Genomic DNA, 15,009 nt, shown 5'->3' on the forward strand with positions numbered 1-15,009 from the left:
GTTGATCTTGACCTTGAAGTTGCGGCCGATGGCCATCGGCTCCAGCTCGGGGTGGTTGATGTTGGCCGGGATCACCGCGCGGCCGCGCGCCACCTCGTCGCGCACGAACTCGGGCGTGATGATCTCGGGGATCGCGGCGCCCAGCGCTTGTCCGGCCAGCCGGGCTTCACGCTCGGCATCGTTCAGGTAGGCGCGGGTCCAGTCGCGGCGGCCGTTCTCGCGCAGCGCAACGAACTCCATCTCCGGCGTCACGATGCCGCGGCGGGCGTAGTGCATCTGCGTCAGTCCGGCGCTGGATAGTGCGCGGCGCGGTGTGCGCTGCAACGCCAGGGCTTCGGCGCGCAGGCTGTCCAGCGTTGCTGCCGCCGGCTTGCCGCCATCGTCCACCAGCCCCGGCGCGCGGCCGGCATAGGCTTCGCTGTCGCCGCGCGCCGCGATCCAGGCTTCGCGCAGCGCGGGCAGGCCGCTGCGGATGTCGATGGCCGCGTCCGGATCGGTATAGGGGCCGGCGGTGTCGTAGACGGTCAGCGTCTCGCCGTTGCTGAGCGTGATCTCGCGCATCGGCACGCGCACGCCGGGCAGGCTGCCTTCGACATGGACCTTGCGCGAAGCGGGGAAGGGCTCGCGCGAGGCGGCGAGCAGCGCATCAAAACGTTCGGGGGCATTCATCGCGATCTCCTGAAGGCAGCATGGACATGTGCTCCGGAGATCGCCCTGTGACAGTGACAGGGCCGCGCGCGGTCCCACCACCTTCAAGTCAGGCTGCTCTTCTTCCGCCGGTATGAACCGGATCAAGTTCTCGGGTTCGGTCGCTTGTCGACCGTCTCAGCGCTGTGGCACACCCCGGAGCGGGGCGGAGTGTGCAGTGATTCGCTGCCGGCCGTCAAGCGCCGTGTTTTGCTTGTGGGCTCTGCGCCGGCGTCGATCGCCGGCTTCCAGGCGAGGCCTGCAGCTCAAGCTCAAGCTCATTCGAACTTGACGTTGTTCTCCCGCACCGTCGATACGAAGCCGTCGTACTGCTTGCGGAAGAACGCGCCGAATTCGGTGGCGCCCATGCCGTAGCTGGAAAAGCCCTGGCCCACCAGTTGCTCGTGCACGTCGGGCCGGGCCAGCGCCTTGCGCAGCTCGCCGCTCAAGGTGGCGGTGATCTCCGGGGGCAGGCCGGCCGGGCCGAAGAAGCCGGCCCAGGGCGTGATCGTCAGCTTGCCCAGGCCCAGCTCGGTGGCGGTGGGCACCTCGGGCAGCAGCGGGCTGCGCTGCGGCAGCAGGGTCAGCAGCGGGCGGATCTTGCCGTCCTTCGCGAAGGTCGGCACCAGCGTGCCGGTCGAGAACATCATGTGCACCTGGCCGCCGACCAGGTCGGTCATCGCTTGCACGTCGCCCTTGTAGCGGGCGTTGACGACCTTGCCGCCGCGTGTCGACAGCAGCTGCAGCATCGCCAGCTCGGCCGCGCTGTTGCTGGACGCCGAGTTGTACTTGCCGGGGTTCGCTGCGACATGGTCGAGGAACTCGTTGAGGTTGCGTGAGGGCAGCGTCGGCGAGACCGCCAGGAACATCGAGAACTCGCCGGCCGAGCTGATGGGCGTGAAGGCCTTGAACGGGTCGTAGGGTGGGTTCGGCCGCAGTGCCGGCACGGCCACCAGCGCGGTGTTGGTGCCCAGCAGCAAGGTGTAGCCATCGGCCGGCGCGCGCATCGCTTCCTGCGCCGCGAGGATGCCGTCCGCCCCCGGCTTGTTGTCGACATTGACCTGCTGGCCGAGTTGCGCCCCCAAGCCCTTGGCGATGATGCGTGCCATCACGTCGGCCGCGCCGCCCGGCGCGAAGCCGACGATCAGCCGCAGCGGTTTGTTCGGAAAGCCCTGCGCCCAGGCGGCCGGTGCGGCCCAGGCGGCGCTGGCCGCGGCCGCAGCGATCAGCCGGCGGCGGGTGAATGTTGGGATCACGCCCTGGCGCGTGAGTGTCGAGATCACGCCCTGGCGCGTGAGTGTGCGTGTCGCCATCGTCTACTCCTGTGTGTTCGTTCGCACCAGCACCGCGCCCTGCGGCAGCGGGCCGACGTTGTGGCGGTAGATCTGCAACCAGCCACGATCGAAGTTAGGCTTTGCCGGCTGCCACGCCGCACGCCGGGCCTGCAGTTCCGCCTCGTCGACCAGCAACTCGCAGCGGCGGGTGTCCAGGTCGATCAGCACGCCGTCGCCGTCGCGCACCAATGCCAGCGGCCCGCCGAGCGCGGCTTCCGGCGCGACTTCGGCGACCACCAGGCCCTTGCAGACCAGGCCGGACAAGTGGCCGTCGGTCAGCATCGCCACCTGCTCGCCGAGGCCGGCGCCATCGAGCGCAAAGACCACGCGCGACGCACCGCCGCCCATTGCCGGCCCGCCGCTGGGGCCCGCGCCGCGCATCACAACGGCGTGGCCAGGCCGGATGCGGCCGTCGTTGATGGCGGCCAGCGCCGCATCGGCCGTGTCGAAGCAGATCGCCGGGCCGGTGAAGCGGCGCGAGCGGCGCTCGTGGATGCCGGCCTTGACGATGCCGCTGTCCGGGCACAGGGTGCCGCGCAGGACGACGATCGCCGGCCGCGTCGCCACCGGCCGCTGCAGTGGGCGGATGACTTCGTCGTCGAATACGCGGGCTTCGTCCAGGTCGGCAGCCAAGGTGCGACCGCTGACGCCGAGCACGCCGGTGTCGAGCAGCGGCCGCAGTTGCTTGAGTACCGCACGGCAGCCGCCGGCGGCCTCGAAGGCCTCGATCGTCTGCTCGCCGACCGGGCGCACGGCGGCCAGCACCGGCGTGCTGTCGGCCAGCTGCTCGAACAGCGCGTAGACATCGACCGGCTGGCCCGCGGCGCCGGCCGCGCCGTCGAAACCATGCGTGGCTTCGCTCGCCACTGCCTGCAGGTGCTTGACGCAGTTGACCGAGCCGCCGACCGCCAGCACCGCGCGCACCGCGTTGGCAAAAGCGCCGGGCTGCAGGATGTCGCGCGGCTTCAGGTCCTCGGCCACCATCTGCACGATGCGCGCGCCGGCGGTGCGGGCTTGGGCCAGCAGCTTCGGGTTCAGCGCCACGCCGCCGGCGCCAGGCGCAGCGGCCGCATCACTCGCAGCAATGGGCGCGCTGCCCGGCAGCGCCATGCCCAGCGCCTCGCAGACGATGTGCATCGAGTTCGCGGTGCCCATGCCCGAGCAGACGCCGGGCGAGCGGATCGCCTCGCGGCTCATGCCGACCAGCGTCTCGCGATCGAGCGCGCCGGTGGTCACATGCATCGCGCCGATGAACACGTCCTCGATGTCGCAATGCCGGCCCTGGTACTCGCCGCTGGCCTGGTAGCCGCAGGGCAGCAGCAGTGTGGGGATGTTCAGCCGTGCGGCGGCCATCAGCTGGCCGGGCACGGTCTTGTCGCAGGAGGTCAGGCAGATCATGCCGTCGAGCTGCGCGCCTTCGACGGCGACCTCGATGTCGTTGGTCACCAGGTCGCGTGCGGCCAGCATGTAGGCGCCGCGCGCGCCGGCGCCGGTGATGAAGTCGCTGGGCGCCGCGGTGCGGATCTCGAAGGGCAGGCCGCCGGCCGCGCGGATCGCCTGCTTGACCTCGGCGGCAATTTTGTCGAGGTGGCTGTAGCAGCTGGCCAGTTCGCTGCTGGAGTTGACGACCGCGATCTTCGGCTTCTCGCAATCGGCTTCGGCAATGCCGAGTGCGCGCCACTGCGCATTGCGCACCGACCACAGGTAGGAGCCGCGCGGGAAGTTGCTGCGCAGCGAGCGTTTGGGTTGGTCGTCGTTCATGCTCATGCCTTGCGGGTGATGGTGACGAGCCCGGCATCGGCATCGACGCGCACCCAGTCGCCGCTGCGGATGACCGTTAGCGGGTCGATGTCGAAATCGGTCATCGCCGGGGCGTGGCTGACCACCGCGCCGAGTGCGATCTTGGTCGTCATCTGGTTGAACAGCCAGGCCGCCGGGGCGGTGCCCATCACGCGGGCGACATGGAATTGCGCCGACCAGCCGGACGAACCCTTGGCCCCCGGGAACACCAGCACCTTGCCAGCGAAACTCTGCCCGCGCAGCGCGTGCCGCGTCTCGATGATGCGGCCGTCCCGCGGATCAACACCGCCCCAGCCCGAGATGCGCTCGTGCGACACCAGCGCCTCAGCCTCGGCCACACCCGGCACCACCTTGCGACCACGGATCACAAATGTCTCGGTCATCACGAGCCCCAGCGCCCGGTGCAGGCCGCCTCGATGCACTGTTCGGTGCTGCCGAACCAGGCCTGCAGCCCGAGGATCGCCGGCAGGTAGTGCGCCTGCTTGGCCGAATCGAGTGCGACGACCTTCGTGCCCGGCGGCACCGCGCGGCTCATGGCAGAACAGCTGTCGGTCATCAGCTTGCCGCCGGCGGCTTCGATGGTCTGCGTGTAGCCGTTGCGGTCGGCCAGCGACTTGATCGCGCGCGGCGTGAAGATCCACAGCGCGCAGTTCGCGTGCACGCGGCGGCCTTCGAGCAGCTGCGCGGCTTCCCAGATCTGCTCGATCGTGTAGTGCGGGCAGCCGAGCATCACGTAGTCGACCTGGCGATCCGTGGCGGTGGCGTTGATGCGCTCCAGCGTGGCCTGCCGTTCACGGGCGCCGTAGCGTCGTAGCTCGATGGGTGAGCGGCCACCGAAGGCGGCTTCCCAGCTCGGCGCCTCGGGCGTCACGCCGACCAGGTGGAACATCTCGACGCCGCCGGACGAGGAGGCCGCGGCGCCGAAATGCTTCAGTCGCGGCAGGTTCGGCGCGCGGCCGACGCCGCGCACAACACCGCGCACGACAGGCACGCGGTCCTGCACCCAGTCGCCGAGCCAGTAGCCGAACAGGCCCCAGTCCTCGACCGATTCGACCGCGATGTCCAGCTCGACGCCGTGCGTGCCGAGCCGGCCTTCGTCGAGGTGGAAACCCCAGTTCGGGATGCGGCAAGTCAGCATCGCGGCGCTGGTGCTCTCGCGGCCCTCGGTGTTGGTGCGTGCGCCCAGCACTGAATTGGCGTAGACGACGGCCGAGGATTCCATCCACGCGCAGTGCTCGCCGCGTGTGGGCACGTTGCCGACCTGGTAGGGCGTGCAGGTGTTGATCATCTGCACGCCCATGCGCGCCGCGGCCGCTTCACTTTGGCGATAGAACTGCAGTGTCTGCTCGCTGATGCCCATCTCGGCCGGGTGGTGCGGGTCGAAGCCCAGCTGCAGGTGCGAGCTGAAGGCGCGCACCTTGGGCACCGCGACGACTTCGGCGCTGTCGAGGTTGAACTCGCTGAACACCGCGTCCAGGCCGCCCTGGGCCTGCGCGAAATCGCGCATGAAGGGCGTGGTCGCCGTCACGGTGCCGCAGACATTGCGCGTCTCGACCAGCGACTGTGCGTCCAGCGCTTCGCCGTAGCGGATCAGCAAGTCCATCGCCCTGGCCACCGCCGGGCCGTCGCGGCCGTCGCGCATGGCCTTTTCTTCGTCGCTGAGGTTCATGTTCCGGTCCTCATGCAGCAACTTCAGGCAGCGCGGCGCGGCCGCCGATTTCTGCCGCCAACGAGCGCGCCAGTTCGGCCAGCGCCGGCGCAATCTCGCTGCGCAAGTGCGCTTCGCTGAAGCCGAAGGCCGCGCCGCCGCAGTTCAGCGCCATCACCTCGCCGCGCGAATCGGCCAGCGCGACCGAGACCGAGTTGATCTCGCGGTGGAACTCGCCGATCGACAGGCACCAGCCGCTGCGCTCGCGCTCGGCCAGCGCGCGCTGCAGCCCTTGCTCCAGCGCCGGCCAGTCGCTGCCGCGCGCCAAGCGCAGTGATTCGATCAGCTGCTGGCGCGCGGGTGCGTCCAGCGCGCCGAGGTAGGCGCGGCCGAGCGCGGAGTTGGGCAGCGGCACGCGCGAACCAACGTCCAGCCGCGCGGCCAGCATCGACGAGCGCGGCCGGCAGGCTTCGACCAGCACCATCTCCAGGCCGTCGCGCACCCCGAGGTAGACCGAGCCGCCGCAACGTTCGGCCAGCGCCTGCATCGGGCCACGCGCGGCGGCGCGGATGTCCAGCCCGGCCAGGAACACCTGGGCCAGCGAGACCACGCCGGCGCCGAGCATGTAGCGCTCGCCACCGGGTTCGGCACGCAGCCAGCGGTGCTGCACCAGCGTGGCGGCCAGCCGCGTGACCGAGGGCCGCGGAATGCCGGTCAAACGCGCCAGTTCGGTGGCGCCGAGCAGGCGCTGTTCGGTGCTGAAGCATTGCAGCAGCGCGAGGCCGCGGTCGAGCGCGCTGACGGTGGCCTGGCCGCGCAGTTCGGGATCGTCGTTGTTGTTCATGCTGCGATGGCCTCGGTGGCAGGGCGCAGGAACACGCCTTGGTTCAGCAAGGCGGCCTGCAACTCACGGATGTCCACCGCACGCGGCTGGATGCCGCGCGCGACGGCCAACGCGGCGGCGGCGCCGGCCGCCTGGCCGGTGATCCAGCATTGCGGGATCTCGCGCATGAAGCCGTGCGAATTCTTGTCGCAGGAGACATGGCGGCCGCAGGCCAGCAGGCCATCCAGCGTTTGCGGCAACAGCGCGCCGTAGGGGATGGAGATGTTCGGGAACTTCGGGCTCACCGCCGGCGTGACGCCGATCTCGTCGGGCAAGGCCAGGCCTTCGCTCCAGCGGCTGCGCAGCACCGCGTCGACACCCTTCAGCCGCCGCGCGTGGCGCACGCCGATCTGCGGTGCCGACAGCATCAGGTAGGCGTTCTCGAAGCCCGGGGCATGGGCGCGGTAGAAGGCCAGGTGCCTGTCCATCGCACGGTGCGAGCGCACTTCGACGGCGGTGAGGTCGTCGACATCGAGTGCCGAGTAACCCGATTGGCGCGGGCCCATGAACAGCGCGATGTCGTCGCGCCAGGACACGAAGGGCCGGTCGAATAACCCGCAAGCAGTGCGGCCTCGGGCCATGAAGTCGGCGAACAATTCGGGCTGGCCGGCCTTGAAGGCAATCCAGCGCGCCATGTCGACGCCACCGAACAACCACGAGGTGTTCATGCAGTGGTGCACGTCAGCCTCTTCGATGTCGTTGTCGTAGGCGGCGCCGGCACGCGCGAAGATGTCGCCGTCGCCCGTGGCGTCGACCACCACCGAGGCGCGGATGGCCATGCGGCCTTCCTTGCTCTCGAAGCTGATGCCGGCGACGCGGCCTTGCTCGACGATGGGCTCGCTTGCCCAGGCGTGGTAGAGCAGGTGCACGCCGCTCTCGATCGCGATCTCCTGCGACAAGAGCTTCAGCCGTTCCGGGTCGATGGTCGGCGACCAGGTCACGATGCCGTGGTAGGCGGCGGTGCGCTGCGACCAGTGCGCGGCCTTGGCCGCATCGGTCGAACCCCAGTCGGTCGGCGCCGGGCCGGCGACGGCCTCGGCCGGCAGGCGGTCGAACAGCTCCTCGGCAAAGCCGCGGATCACCAGTTCGCCCTGCCAATCGCTCATGCGGTCGATCCAGATCACCAGGCCGCCGGTGGACAGCCCGCCCAGGTGGTTGTAGCGCTCGAGCAGCACCACGTCGGCGCCGAGCCGCGCTGCCGCCGTGGCTGCCGCAGTGCCCGAGGGGCCGCCTCCCACCACCAGCACGTCACAGCGGCGGTAGACCGGGATCTGGCGCGCCGGCTCATGGTGGCTGCCGAGCGCCGGGCGCGGCGGCTTGGCATCGCGGTCGAAGACATCGGCGCTGAGGATGCGTTCGTCGGTGCGGGCGACGGTTTTCATGTCGGGAGGGGTTGAGCGGCGATGACTTAATAATGGACCATGAGTCCGAAAATAGCAATCGTGCTCGTCAGAGTCCGGGAGATGCGCAAGGATTTCACCAGGTCCTTGTTTGACAGGTTTGCATCAAGACCGTATCTTTTCGGTCTTGATGACCAAAATTACGGAGACGAGCGCATGAATTCGCCGATAAGCACAGCCTGCGTGCAGCGCCGGGGCGTTGCCACGCTGGCCTGGGCGCTGGCCCTTGCGTTGCTGTTGCCGGCGGCCGACCTGGCCGCGCAGCCGGTGGTCTACCCGCAGCCCGGCCGCGCGATCCGGCTGATGGTCGGCCTGGCCGCAGGCGGCTCGCTCGATGCGCAGGCGCGCGTGATCGCACAGAAACTCACGGAGCAGACGGGCGTGCAGGTGATCGTCGAGAACAAGCCGGGCGCCAGCATGATGCTGGCCGCCAGCGAGGTGGCCCGTGCCGCGCCGGACGGCTACACGCTGCTGTTCGCGCCTTCATCGACCTTCGCGCAGAACCCGCACACCTTGAACAGCGTGCCCTACGACCCGTTCAAGGACTTCACGCCGATCACGCTGGCCAGCCGCGGCCCGCTGGTGCTGACGCTGCACAGCTCGGTGCCGGCCAGCAATGTGCGTGAACTGGTGGCCTGGGCGCGTGCCCATCCGGGCCAGCTGAGCTTTGCGTCCTTCGGCGTCGGCACTTCGTCGCACCTCTATGCCGAAGCCTTCGCGAAGGCGGCCGGCATCGACATGGTCCACGTGCCGTACAAGGGCACCGCCGACGCCGCCCGCGATCTGCTCGAAGGCCGCGTGCAGGCCTACTTCGATGCCGCGCCGACAGCGATCATCAACGAGAAGACCGGCAAGATCCGCATCATTGGTGTCGCCGCGCCGGTGCGCAATCCGTTCATCCCGAACGTGCCGACGATCAGCGAGCAAGGCGTGGCCGGCATCGACCTGACCAGCTGGATCGCGGTGGTCGGCCCGGCGCGCCTGCCGCCCGAACTGGTGGCGCGCATCAACGCGATGTTCGTGCAGGCCTTGTCATCGGCGCCGGTGCGCGAAGCGATCGCCAAGGGCGCCTACGAGGCCGTGTCGTCGACGCCGGCCGAGCTGAACGCCGAAATGCGCAGCGCCTACGAACGCTGGGGCGCCATGGTGCGGCAGATCGGCTTCCAGAAGCAGTAGCAGACGCTTGCTGCAGGCCGCCGGGGCGCAAGCGCCGGTGACGGTTTGTCAGTGCCGGAAATGCCGCGTGCCGGTCAGCACCATCGCGATGCCGCGCTCGTTGGCCGCGGCGATCACTTCGTTGTCACGCATCGAGCCACCAGGCTGGATCACGCAGCTGGCGCCGGCGTCCACCACCACGTCGAGCCCGTCGCGGAACGGGAAGAAGGCGTCGCTGGCGACGGCCGTGCCTTTCAACGACAGGCCGGCGTTGTCGGCCTTGATGCTGGCGATACGTGAGGAGTCAACGCGGCTCATCTGGCCCGCGCCCACGCCCATGGTCATGCCGCCGGCGCAGAACACGATGGCGTTGCTCTTGACGAACTTGGCCACCTTCCACGCGAACAGCAGGTCCTGCATCTGCTCATGCGTGGGCTGCAGCGTGGTGACGATCTTCAGGTCGCTGGCCGCGACGTTCTTCGCATCGGCCGATTGCAGCAGCATGCCGCCGCCGACTCTCTTGAAGTCCAGCAGGTTGCCCTGCTTGGCCAAGGGCACCTCCAGCAGCCGCACATTTTGCTTGGCAGCAAAGATGGCCCGGGCCTCGGGTGTGACCGAAGGCGCGATCAGCACCTCGACGAATTGCCGCGCCTCCTGGATGGCGTTGGCCGTCGCGGCGTCCAGCGGCTGGTTGAACGCGACGATGCCGCCGAAGGCCGAGGTCGGGTCGGTCTTCAGCGCCTTGCCGTAGGCCTCGACGGCGGTGCCGCCGATCGCCACGCCGCAGGGGTTGGCGTGCTTGATGATCACGCAGGCCGGCGCGTCGAAGGTCTTGACGCATTCCCAGGCCGCATCGGCATCGGCGATGTTGTTGAACGACAGCTCCTTGCCCTGCAGCTGCGTCCATTGCGACAAGGTGCCCGGCACGGCCAAGCGCTCGCGGTAGAAGGCCGCGCTCTGGTGCGGGTTCTCGCCGTAGCGCATGTCCTGCACCTTCTCGAGCTGCAGCGTGAAGGTGCCGGGATATTCATGGCGCGTGGGCACCGCGGCGGGCTTCTCCTCGGCGCCGGCTTCCAGCGCGCTGAGGTAGTTGGTGATCATGCCGTCGTAGGCGGCGGTGTGCGCATACACCTTGCGAGCCAGGCCGAACTTGGTCTTGCGCGTCAGGCCGTCGGCGTCCAGCTCGGCGAGCACCTGCGCATAGTCGGCCGGGTCGATCACCACGCCGACATCGGGCCAGTTCTTGGCCGCGGCGCGCAGCATCGCCGGGCCGCCGATGTCGATGTTCTCGATCGCGTCTTCCAGCGTGCAATCGGGTCGCGCGGTGGCCTGCGCAAACGGGTAGAGGTTGATCACCAGCAGGTCGATCGGCGCGATGCCATGGGCTTTCAGCGCGGCCATGTGCTCGGGCATTTCGCGCCGCGCCAGCAGGCCGCCGTGGATGCGCGGGTGCAGCGTCTTGACGCGGCCGTCCAGCATCTCGGGGAAGCCGGTCACCTCGGACACCTCGGTCACCGGCAGGCCGTTGTCGGCCAGCAGGCGCGCGGTGCCGCCGGTGGACAGCAGCTTGATGCCGCGCTGGTGCAGCGCGCGGGCGAAGTCGACGATGCCGGTCTTGTCGGAGACCGAAAGCAGTGCGGTGGTCATGGGCGGAAAGCGAAGTGGAGGAATCGGGTCACTTGATCAGCTTGTGATCAAGCAGCTTGCGGCGCAGCGTGTTGCGGTTGATGCCCAGCCATTCGGCGGCCTTGCTCTGGTTGCCGTCGGCATGCTTCATCACCACCTCGAGCATCGGCTTCTCGACGGTGGCCACCACCATGTCGTGCACCGCATGCGGCTCGGTGCCGTGCAGGTCCTTGAAGTACTGCTCCAGGCTGTCGCGGATGCACTCTTCGATCTTCTTCTTGCTCATGCCTCTAGCGCCAGCAGTTCGTCATTCGCCGCTGCGGCTTGCGGCAGCAGCACGTGGTGTTCAGCGAGTTCGTCGAAAAAGGTTGAAACGGCGGCCACCTGCGCGTCGATGCTGTCCAGTGTGTTCATCACTGCGCGGAAGGCTTCGCCGCCGGGCAGCGCGCGCACGGCCCAGCCGATGTGTTTGCGGGCCGTGCGCACGCCGATGAAGTCACCGTACAGCCCGTAGTGCTCGTGCAGGTGCGCCAGCAGCCAGCCGCGTACTTCAGACGTTGGCGGCGGCGGCAATTCTTCACCGGTGGACAGGAAGTGCGCGATCTCGCGGAAGATCCACGGCCGGCCCTGCGCGGCGCGGCCGACCATCAGTGCGTCGGCACCGGTATAGGCCAGCACCTCGCGCGCCTTCTGCGGCGAATGGATGTCGCCGTTGGCGACCACCGGCACGCGCACCGCGGCCTTGACGGCGGCGATGGTGTCGTACTCGGCGGCGCCCTTGTAGCCTTGTTCACGCGTGCGGCCGTGCACGGTGAGCATGGCCACGCCGGCGCTCTCCGCCGCGCGGGCCAGCGCCACGGCGTTGCGTTCGCTGTCGCACCAGCCGGTGCGCATCTTCAAGGTCACCGGCACGCCATGCGGCGCGGCGGCGGCGACCACCGCTTCGACGATGGCCAGCGCCAGCGGCTCGTCGCGCATCAGCGCCGAGCCGGCCCACTTGTTGCACACCTTCTTGGCCGGGCAGCCCATGTTGATGTCGATGATCTGCGCGCCGCGGTCGATGTTGTAGGCCGTGGCCTCGGCCATCATCGCCGCATCGGTGCCGGCGATCTGCACCGCGATGGGCGCCGCTTCACCGGTGTGGTCAGCGCGGCGCGAGGTCTTCAGCGAGTTCCACAGATCCTTGCGCGACGTCACCATCTCGCTCACCGCATAGCCCGCGCCCAGCCGCCGACACAGCTGGCGGAAGGGGCGGTCCGTCACGCCGGCCATGGGCGCGACGAACAGACGATTCGGCAGCTCGTGGGGGCCGATGCGCATGGGAAAACCGGGGAGGGTGGTGCCGAAAAAGGAGGCAGCAGTATAGCGGCGGGCAGACCGGCGGCCGCGCCGGCCGGCGGCATCGGCAACCCCCAGGCCGGGCGCTGCGCACAGCTGCCTATGATGCGCGCCATGGACACCTGGATCCCCGCGATGCTGGCCCTGCTGGCCTTGCCCAATGTTGGTTTGCCGGCGGTGTTCGTGATCTCGCTGGTCTCGGCCACCTTGCTGCCCATGGGCTCGGAGCCGGCGGTGTTTGCACTGGTCAAGGCCAACCTGGCCTTGTTCTGGCCGGCGATCGGCGTGGCCACGCTGGGCAACACCATCGGCGGCGCGATCACCTGGTGGATGGGCTACGGCGCCGAGAAGGTGTACGAACGGGTGGCCCACAAGCGCTTCGAAGCGCATGCGCTGAAATGGCTGCAGCGCCTGGGCGCCAAGGGCTGCCTGTTGTCGTGGCTGCCGGGTGTCGGCGACCCGCTGTGCGCGGTGGCCGGCTGGTTGCAGCTGCCGTTCTGGCCCTGCGTCGCCTACATGGCGATCGGCAAGTTCGCGCGCTACCTGACGATGACGGCGGCGCTGCTGTGGGTGTTTCCGGGGCAGATGACTCCCTGAGTCCGGGGGGCGGCGCGCGGGCCGGACCCCGCAAGCTGCGGATACGATCCGGCGCGCGGCGAGGGAGCCGCGTGATCCGTTCTCAAGGAGGAGAGTCATGTTGAAGTTTCGTTCGGCCGTGATGGCCGGCGTGGGTCGGTGCGTGCGCGTCGCCGGGCTGGTGGGTCTGTTGGCCCTCACCGGCTGCGGTAGTTTCTATGTCGACACGGCGACCAAGGAAGTCCCGGCGGCGCAGTTCAAGAAGCCGGCAACGGCCAGGCCGGTGCAACTGCTGTTCGAGTTCCAGACAAAGGGGGCGCTCAATGCGCGGGCCACCGATCACCTGAAGGCGCAGGTGAGCGAGCAGGTCAAGGCCAGCGGCCTGTTCTCGGACGTGCAGGACAAGGCCGTGGCGGGCGGCGCGCTGCTGAGCATCGTGCTGAACAACGTGCCCTTGACCGACAACGCATTCGGCAAAGGCTTCGTCACCGGACTGACCTTCGGCCTCGCTGGCTCGCAGGTCTCCGATGGTTATGTCTGCACCGCGAAGTACCTGGCTGAAGGCCAGGCCGAGCCGATCGTCAAGACCGCGCGGCATGCCATCCATACCACTGTCGGTGCTGCCGCGGCACCGGCCAACGCCGTCCAGGCCGAGAACATCGAAGCTGCCGTTCGCACGATGACACGTGACATTGTCAGCACCTCGCTGAATGAGCTGTCGCAGGAGCTTGCCAAGTGAGCGGCCACCTCCTGATGTTTATGGGCCAGCGGCTTCATCTGGCCGGGCTGGCGGCCCTGTTGCTGCTGATGACCGGTTGTGCCAACGTTCAACTCGGCGCACCGGTGGCCAGTGTCGACAACATCCAGAAGGTCAAGGGCGCGGTGGCCCAGCCGGTGGCCGTGGGCGGTTTTGCGCTGGCCGCCGGCAAGCCGGCGGAGATGGATGCGCGGCTGGGCATTCGCGCCGTCACGTTGGTATCGCCCTACCAGAACTCCTTCGCGCAGTACTTGAAGGAAACACTGGTCACCGAGTTGAAGGCCGCCGGCCTGCTGGATACCGCGTCCACGCTGGTCATCGAAGGCACTCTGGTCGAGAGCCAGGTCGACGCGGCGATGAGCCAGGGCAGCGGCAGCCTGGCCGCGAAGTTCGTCGTGCTGCGCGCCGGCGCCAAGGTCTACGAGCGTGAACACCGGGCCAGCGCGACCTGGGAATCCTCGTTTGTTGGGGCGGTGGCGATACCCGCGGCGATCAACGAGTATTCGGCGCTGTACCGGCAACTGGTGGCCAGGCTGCTGGATGACCCGGCGTTCAAGGCGGCGCTGGCGCGCTGACCGGGACTCGATCAGGGTATGCACGGGGCGGCACCGGCTGGGCGCCGCCCCGGCGCGAGAATCGCAGCCCCTTGCCTGCACTCGTCACACCATGACACCTGCCACCTCCACGCCGGCCTACGAGGCCCTGGCCGCCACCTTTCAGCGCCTGCACAACCTGCAGCACCTGCAATCCATCGCCTCGTGGGACCAGGCGGCGAACATGCCGCCGCGCGGCAACGATGCACGCGCCGCGGCGCTGGCCGAGATGGCCGCGCTGATGCACCGCATGCGCACCGACCCGCAGTTGCGCGACGGCTTGTCGCGCGCCGAGCAGGAGCCGCTTACCGAACTGCAGCGCGCCAATCTGCGCGAGATGCGGCGCGAGTGGCACCAATCGAACGCGCTGCCCGAATCGCTGGTGCAGCGTTCGCAGCTGGCCACCTCGCGCTGCGAACATGCCTGGCGCACGCAGCGCCCGGCGAATGATTGGGCCGGCTTCGTCGAGAACTTCCGCGAGGTGTTGGCCACCGCGCGCGAAGAGGCCGCGCTGCTGGCCGAGCAGGGCGGCGTGTCGAAGTACGACGCGCTGATGGACCGCTTCGAGCCCGGCATGCGTTGCGCGCAGGTCGACCGCATCTTCGGCGAGGTGCGTCAGTGGCTGCCCGGGCTGATCCGTCAGGTCACCGAGCGGCAGGCGCACGAGGCGGTGATCGCCCCGGTCGGGCCCTTCCCGCAGGCCGCGCAGCGCAGCCTGTGCGAGCGGGCGATGCGCCTGCTGGGCTTCGACTTCCAGGCCGGCCGGCTGGATGTCAGCACACATCCGTTCTCGGGCGGCGTGCCGGAGGATGTGCGCCTGACCACGCGCTACCGCGAGGACGAGTTCCTGGTCAGCCTGATGGGCACGATCCACGAGACCGGCCACGGCCGCTACGAGCAGAACCGCCCACGCGATCTGCTCGGCCAGCCGATCTCACGCGCACGCTCGATGGCCATCCACGAGAGCCAGTCGCTGAGCTTCGAGATGCAGCTGGGCAGCCACCCGGGCTTTGCCGGCCTGCTGGCGCCGCTGGTGCGCGAGGCCTTCGGCGAGCAGCCGGCCTTCGAGGCCGGCAACCTGCACCGCCTGATGACGCGCGTGAAGCCCGGCCTCATCCGCGTCGACGCTGACGAGGTGACCTACCCGGCGCACGTGATCCTGCGCTACGAGATCGAACGTCCGCTGATCGAAGGCGAGATCGAGCCCGAGGA

At 69.0% G+C, this 15,009-nt stretch carries 15 protein-coding genes and 1 riboswitch; of the genes, 5 read left to right on the top strand and 10 right to left on the bottom strand.

Annotation, left to right across the window (positions count from 1 at the left end):
- The 7 genes from VLK61_RS10665 to VLK61_RS10695 all read right to left on the bottom strand — a co-directional run.
- Positions 1 to 669, bottom strand: a 669-nt coding sequence (locus VLK61_RS10665) for a phosphomethylpyrimidine synthase ThiC (protein WP_325420949.1), incomplete at its 3' end; no start/stop codon positions are given.
- Between the two features lie 82 nt (positions 670 to 751).
- Positions 752 to 856: riboswitch (TPP riboswitch) on the bottom strand.
- 109 nt (positions 857 to 965) lie between these two features.
- Positions 966 to 2,000, bottom strand: coding sequence for a Bug family tripartite tricarboxylate transporter substrate binding protein (locus tag VLK61_RS10670; RefSeq protein ID WP_325420950.1), 1,035 nt, complete (start codon positions 1,998 to 2,000; stop codon positions 966 to 968).
- Between the two features lie 3 nt (positions 2,001 to 2,003).
- Complete coding sequence (locus VLK61_RS10675; RefSeq protein WP_325420951.1) at positions 2,004 to 3,782, bottom strand: dihydroxy-acid dehydratase; 1,779 nt, start codon at positions 3,780 to 3,782, stop codon at positions 2,004 to 2,006.
- Positions 3,783 to 3,784: 2 nt separating this feature from the next.
- The gene (locus VLK61_RS10680) at positions 3,785 to 4,204 is read right to left on the bottom strand and encodes an aconitase X swivel domain-containing protein (RefSeq protein WP_325420952.1); all 420 of its coding nucleotides are present in this window, start codon (positions 4,202 to 4,204) and stop codon (positions 3,785 to 3,787) included.
- The gene (locus VLK61_RS10685; RefSeq protein ID WP_325420953.1) at positions 4,204 to 5,490 is read right to left on the bottom strand and encodes an aconitase X catalytic domain-containing protein; all 1,287 of its coding nucleotides are present in this window, start codon (positions 5,488 to 5,490) and stop codon (positions 4,204 to 4,206) included. Before VLK61_RS10685 ends, VLK61_RS10680 begins: the two co-directional genes overlap by 1 nt.
- 10 nt (positions 5,491 to 5,500) lie before the next feature.
- A complete protein-coding gene (locus VLK61_RS10690; RefSeq protein ID WP_325420954.1) occupies positions 5,501 to 6,313 on the bottom strand; it encodes an IclR family transcriptional regulator in 813 nt (270 codons plus the stop codon).
- Positions 6,310 to 7,734 (bottom strand): FAD-dependent oxidoreductase, encoded by a 1,425-nt coding sequence (locus VLK61_RS10695; RefSeq protein ID WP_325420955.1) that lies wholly within the window; start codon positions 7,732 to 7,734, stop codon positions 6,310 to 6,312. The genes VLK61_RS10690 and VLK61_RS10695 overlap by 4 nt, the downstream gene beginning before the upstream one ends.
- A 174-nt stretch (positions 7,735 to 7,908) precedes the next feature.
- Between VLK61_RS10695 and VLK61_RS10700 the strand changes: the two genes are divergently transcribed.
- Positions 7,909 to 8,928, top strand: coding sequence for a Bug family tripartite tricarboxylate transporter substrate binding protein (locus tag VLK61_RS10700; protein ID WP_325420956.1), 1,020 nt, complete (start codon positions 7,909 to 7,911; stop codon positions 8,926 to 8,928).
- Positions 8,929 to 8,976: 48 nt separating this feature from the next.
- On the opposite strand, the gene purH is transcribed toward VLK61_RS10700, so the two are convergent.
- From purH to dusB, 3 genes are read right to left on the bottom strand one after another with little or no spacing between them, the layout of a single operon-like run.
- A complete protein-coding gene (gene purH / locus VLK61_RS10705; RefSeq protein WP_325420957.1) occupies positions 8,977 to 10,554 on the bottom strand; it encodes a bifunctional phosphoribosylaminoimidazolecarboxamide formyltransferase/IMP cyclohydrolase in 1,578 nt (525 codons plus the stop codon).
- 28 nt (positions 10,555 to 10,582) lie between these two features.
- Positions 10,583 to 10,819: a Fis family transcriptional regulator gene (locus VLK61_RS10710; RefSeq protein WP_325420958.1), complete on the bottom strand. Its 237-nt coding sequence runs from the start codon at positions 10,817 to 10,819 to the stop codon at positions 10,583 to 10,585.
- Positions 10,816 to 11,853, bottom strand: a complete 1,038-nt coding sequence (gene dusB / locus VLK61_RS10715; protein ID WP_325420960.1) for a tRNA dihydrouridine synthase DusB — start codon at positions 11,851 to 11,853, stop codon at positions 10,816 to 10,818. Before dusB ends, VLK61_RS10710 begins: the two co-directional genes overlap by 4 nt.
- A gap of 132 nt (positions 11,854 to 11,985) precedes the next feature.
- Here dusB and VLK61_RS10720 point away from each other — a divergent pair, with 132 nt between their 5' ends.
- From VLK61_RS10720 to VLK61_RS10735, 4 genes are all read left to right on the top strand, one after another.
- The gene (locus VLK61_RS10720) at positions 11,986 to 12,468 is read left to right on the top strand and encodes a YqaA family protein (protein WP_325420962.1); all 483 of its coding nucleotides are present in this window, start codon (positions 11,986 to 11,988) and stop codon (positions 12,466 to 12,468) included.
- A 97-nt stretch (positions 12,469 to 12,565) separates the two neighbouring features.
- Positions 12,566 to 13,186: a hypothetical protein gene (locus VLK61_RS10725; RefSeq protein WP_325420964.1), complete on the top strand. Its 621-nt coding sequence runs from the start codon at positions 12,566 to 12,568 to the stop codon at positions 13,184 to 13,186.
- Positions 13,183 to 13,779 (top strand): hypothetical protein, encoded by a 597-nt coding sequence (locus VLK61_RS10730; RefSeq protein ID WP_325420966.1) that lies wholly within the window; start codon positions 13,183 to 13,185, stop codon positions 13,777 to 13,779. Before VLK61_RS10725 ends, VLK61_RS10730 begins: the two co-directional genes overlap by 4 nt.
- 91 nt (positions 13,780 to 13,870) lie before the next feature.
- Positions 13,871 to 15,009 (top strand): carboxypeptidase M32 (locus tag VLK61_RS10735; RefSeq protein ID WP_325420968.1); only part of this gene is annotated, 1,139 nt, incomplete at its 3' end.

This window comes from Aquabacterium sp. (genome assembly GCF_035476535.1).
Classification (GTDB): Bacteria; Pseudomonadota; Gammaproteobacteria; order Burkholderiales; family Burkholderiaceae_C; genus Pseudaquabacterium.

Coding starts and splice junctions, on each gene's coding strand:
- VLK61_RS10685 (WP_325420953.1), bottom strand. CDS start 5,490: ATGAACCTCAGCGACGAAGAAAAGGCCATGCGCGACGGCCGCGACGGC.
- VLK61_RS10725 (WP_325420964.1), top strand. CDS start 12,566: ATGTTGAAGTTTCGTTCGGCCGTGATGGCCGGCGTGGGTCGGTGCGTG.
- VLK61_RS10710 (WP_325420958.1), bottom strand. CDS start 10,819: ATGAGCAAGAAGAAGATCGAAGAGTGCATCCGCGACAGCCTGGAGCAG.
- VLK61_RS10680 (WP_325420952.1), bottom strand. CDS start 4,204: ATGACCGAGACATTTGTGATCCGTGGTCGCAAGGTGGTGCCGGGTGTG.
- VLK61_RS10670 (WP_325420950.1), bottom strand. CDS start 2,000: ATGGCGACACGCACACTCACGCGCCAGGGCGTGATCTCGACACTCACG.
- VLK61_RS10695 (WP_325420955.1), bottom strand. CDS start 7,734: ATGAAAACCGTCGCCCGCACCGACGAACGCATCCTCAGCGCCGATGTC.
- VLK61_RS10675 (WP_325420951.1), bottom strand. CDS start 3,782: ATGAACGACGACCAACCCAAACGCTCGCTGCGCAGCAACTTCCCGCGC.
- VLK61_RS10690 (WP_325420954.1), bottom strand. CDS start 6,313: ATGAACAACAACGACGATCCCGAACTGCGCGGCCAGGCCACCGTCAGC.
- VLK61_RS10700 (WP_325420956.1), top strand. CDS start 7,909: ATGAATTCGCCGATAAGCACAGCCTGCGTGCAGCGCCGGGGCGTTGCC.
- dusB (WP_325420960.1), bottom strand. CDS start 11,853: ATGCGCATCGGCCCCCACGAGCTGCCGAATCGTCTGTTCGTCGCGCCC.
- VLK61_RS10720 (WP_325420962.1), top strand. CDS start 11,986: ATGGACACCTGGATCCCCGCGATGCTGGCCCTGCTGGCCTTGCCCAAT.
- purH (WP_325420957.1), bottom strand. CDS start 10,554: ATGACCACCGCACTGCTTTCGGTCTCCGACAAGACCGGCATCGTCGAC.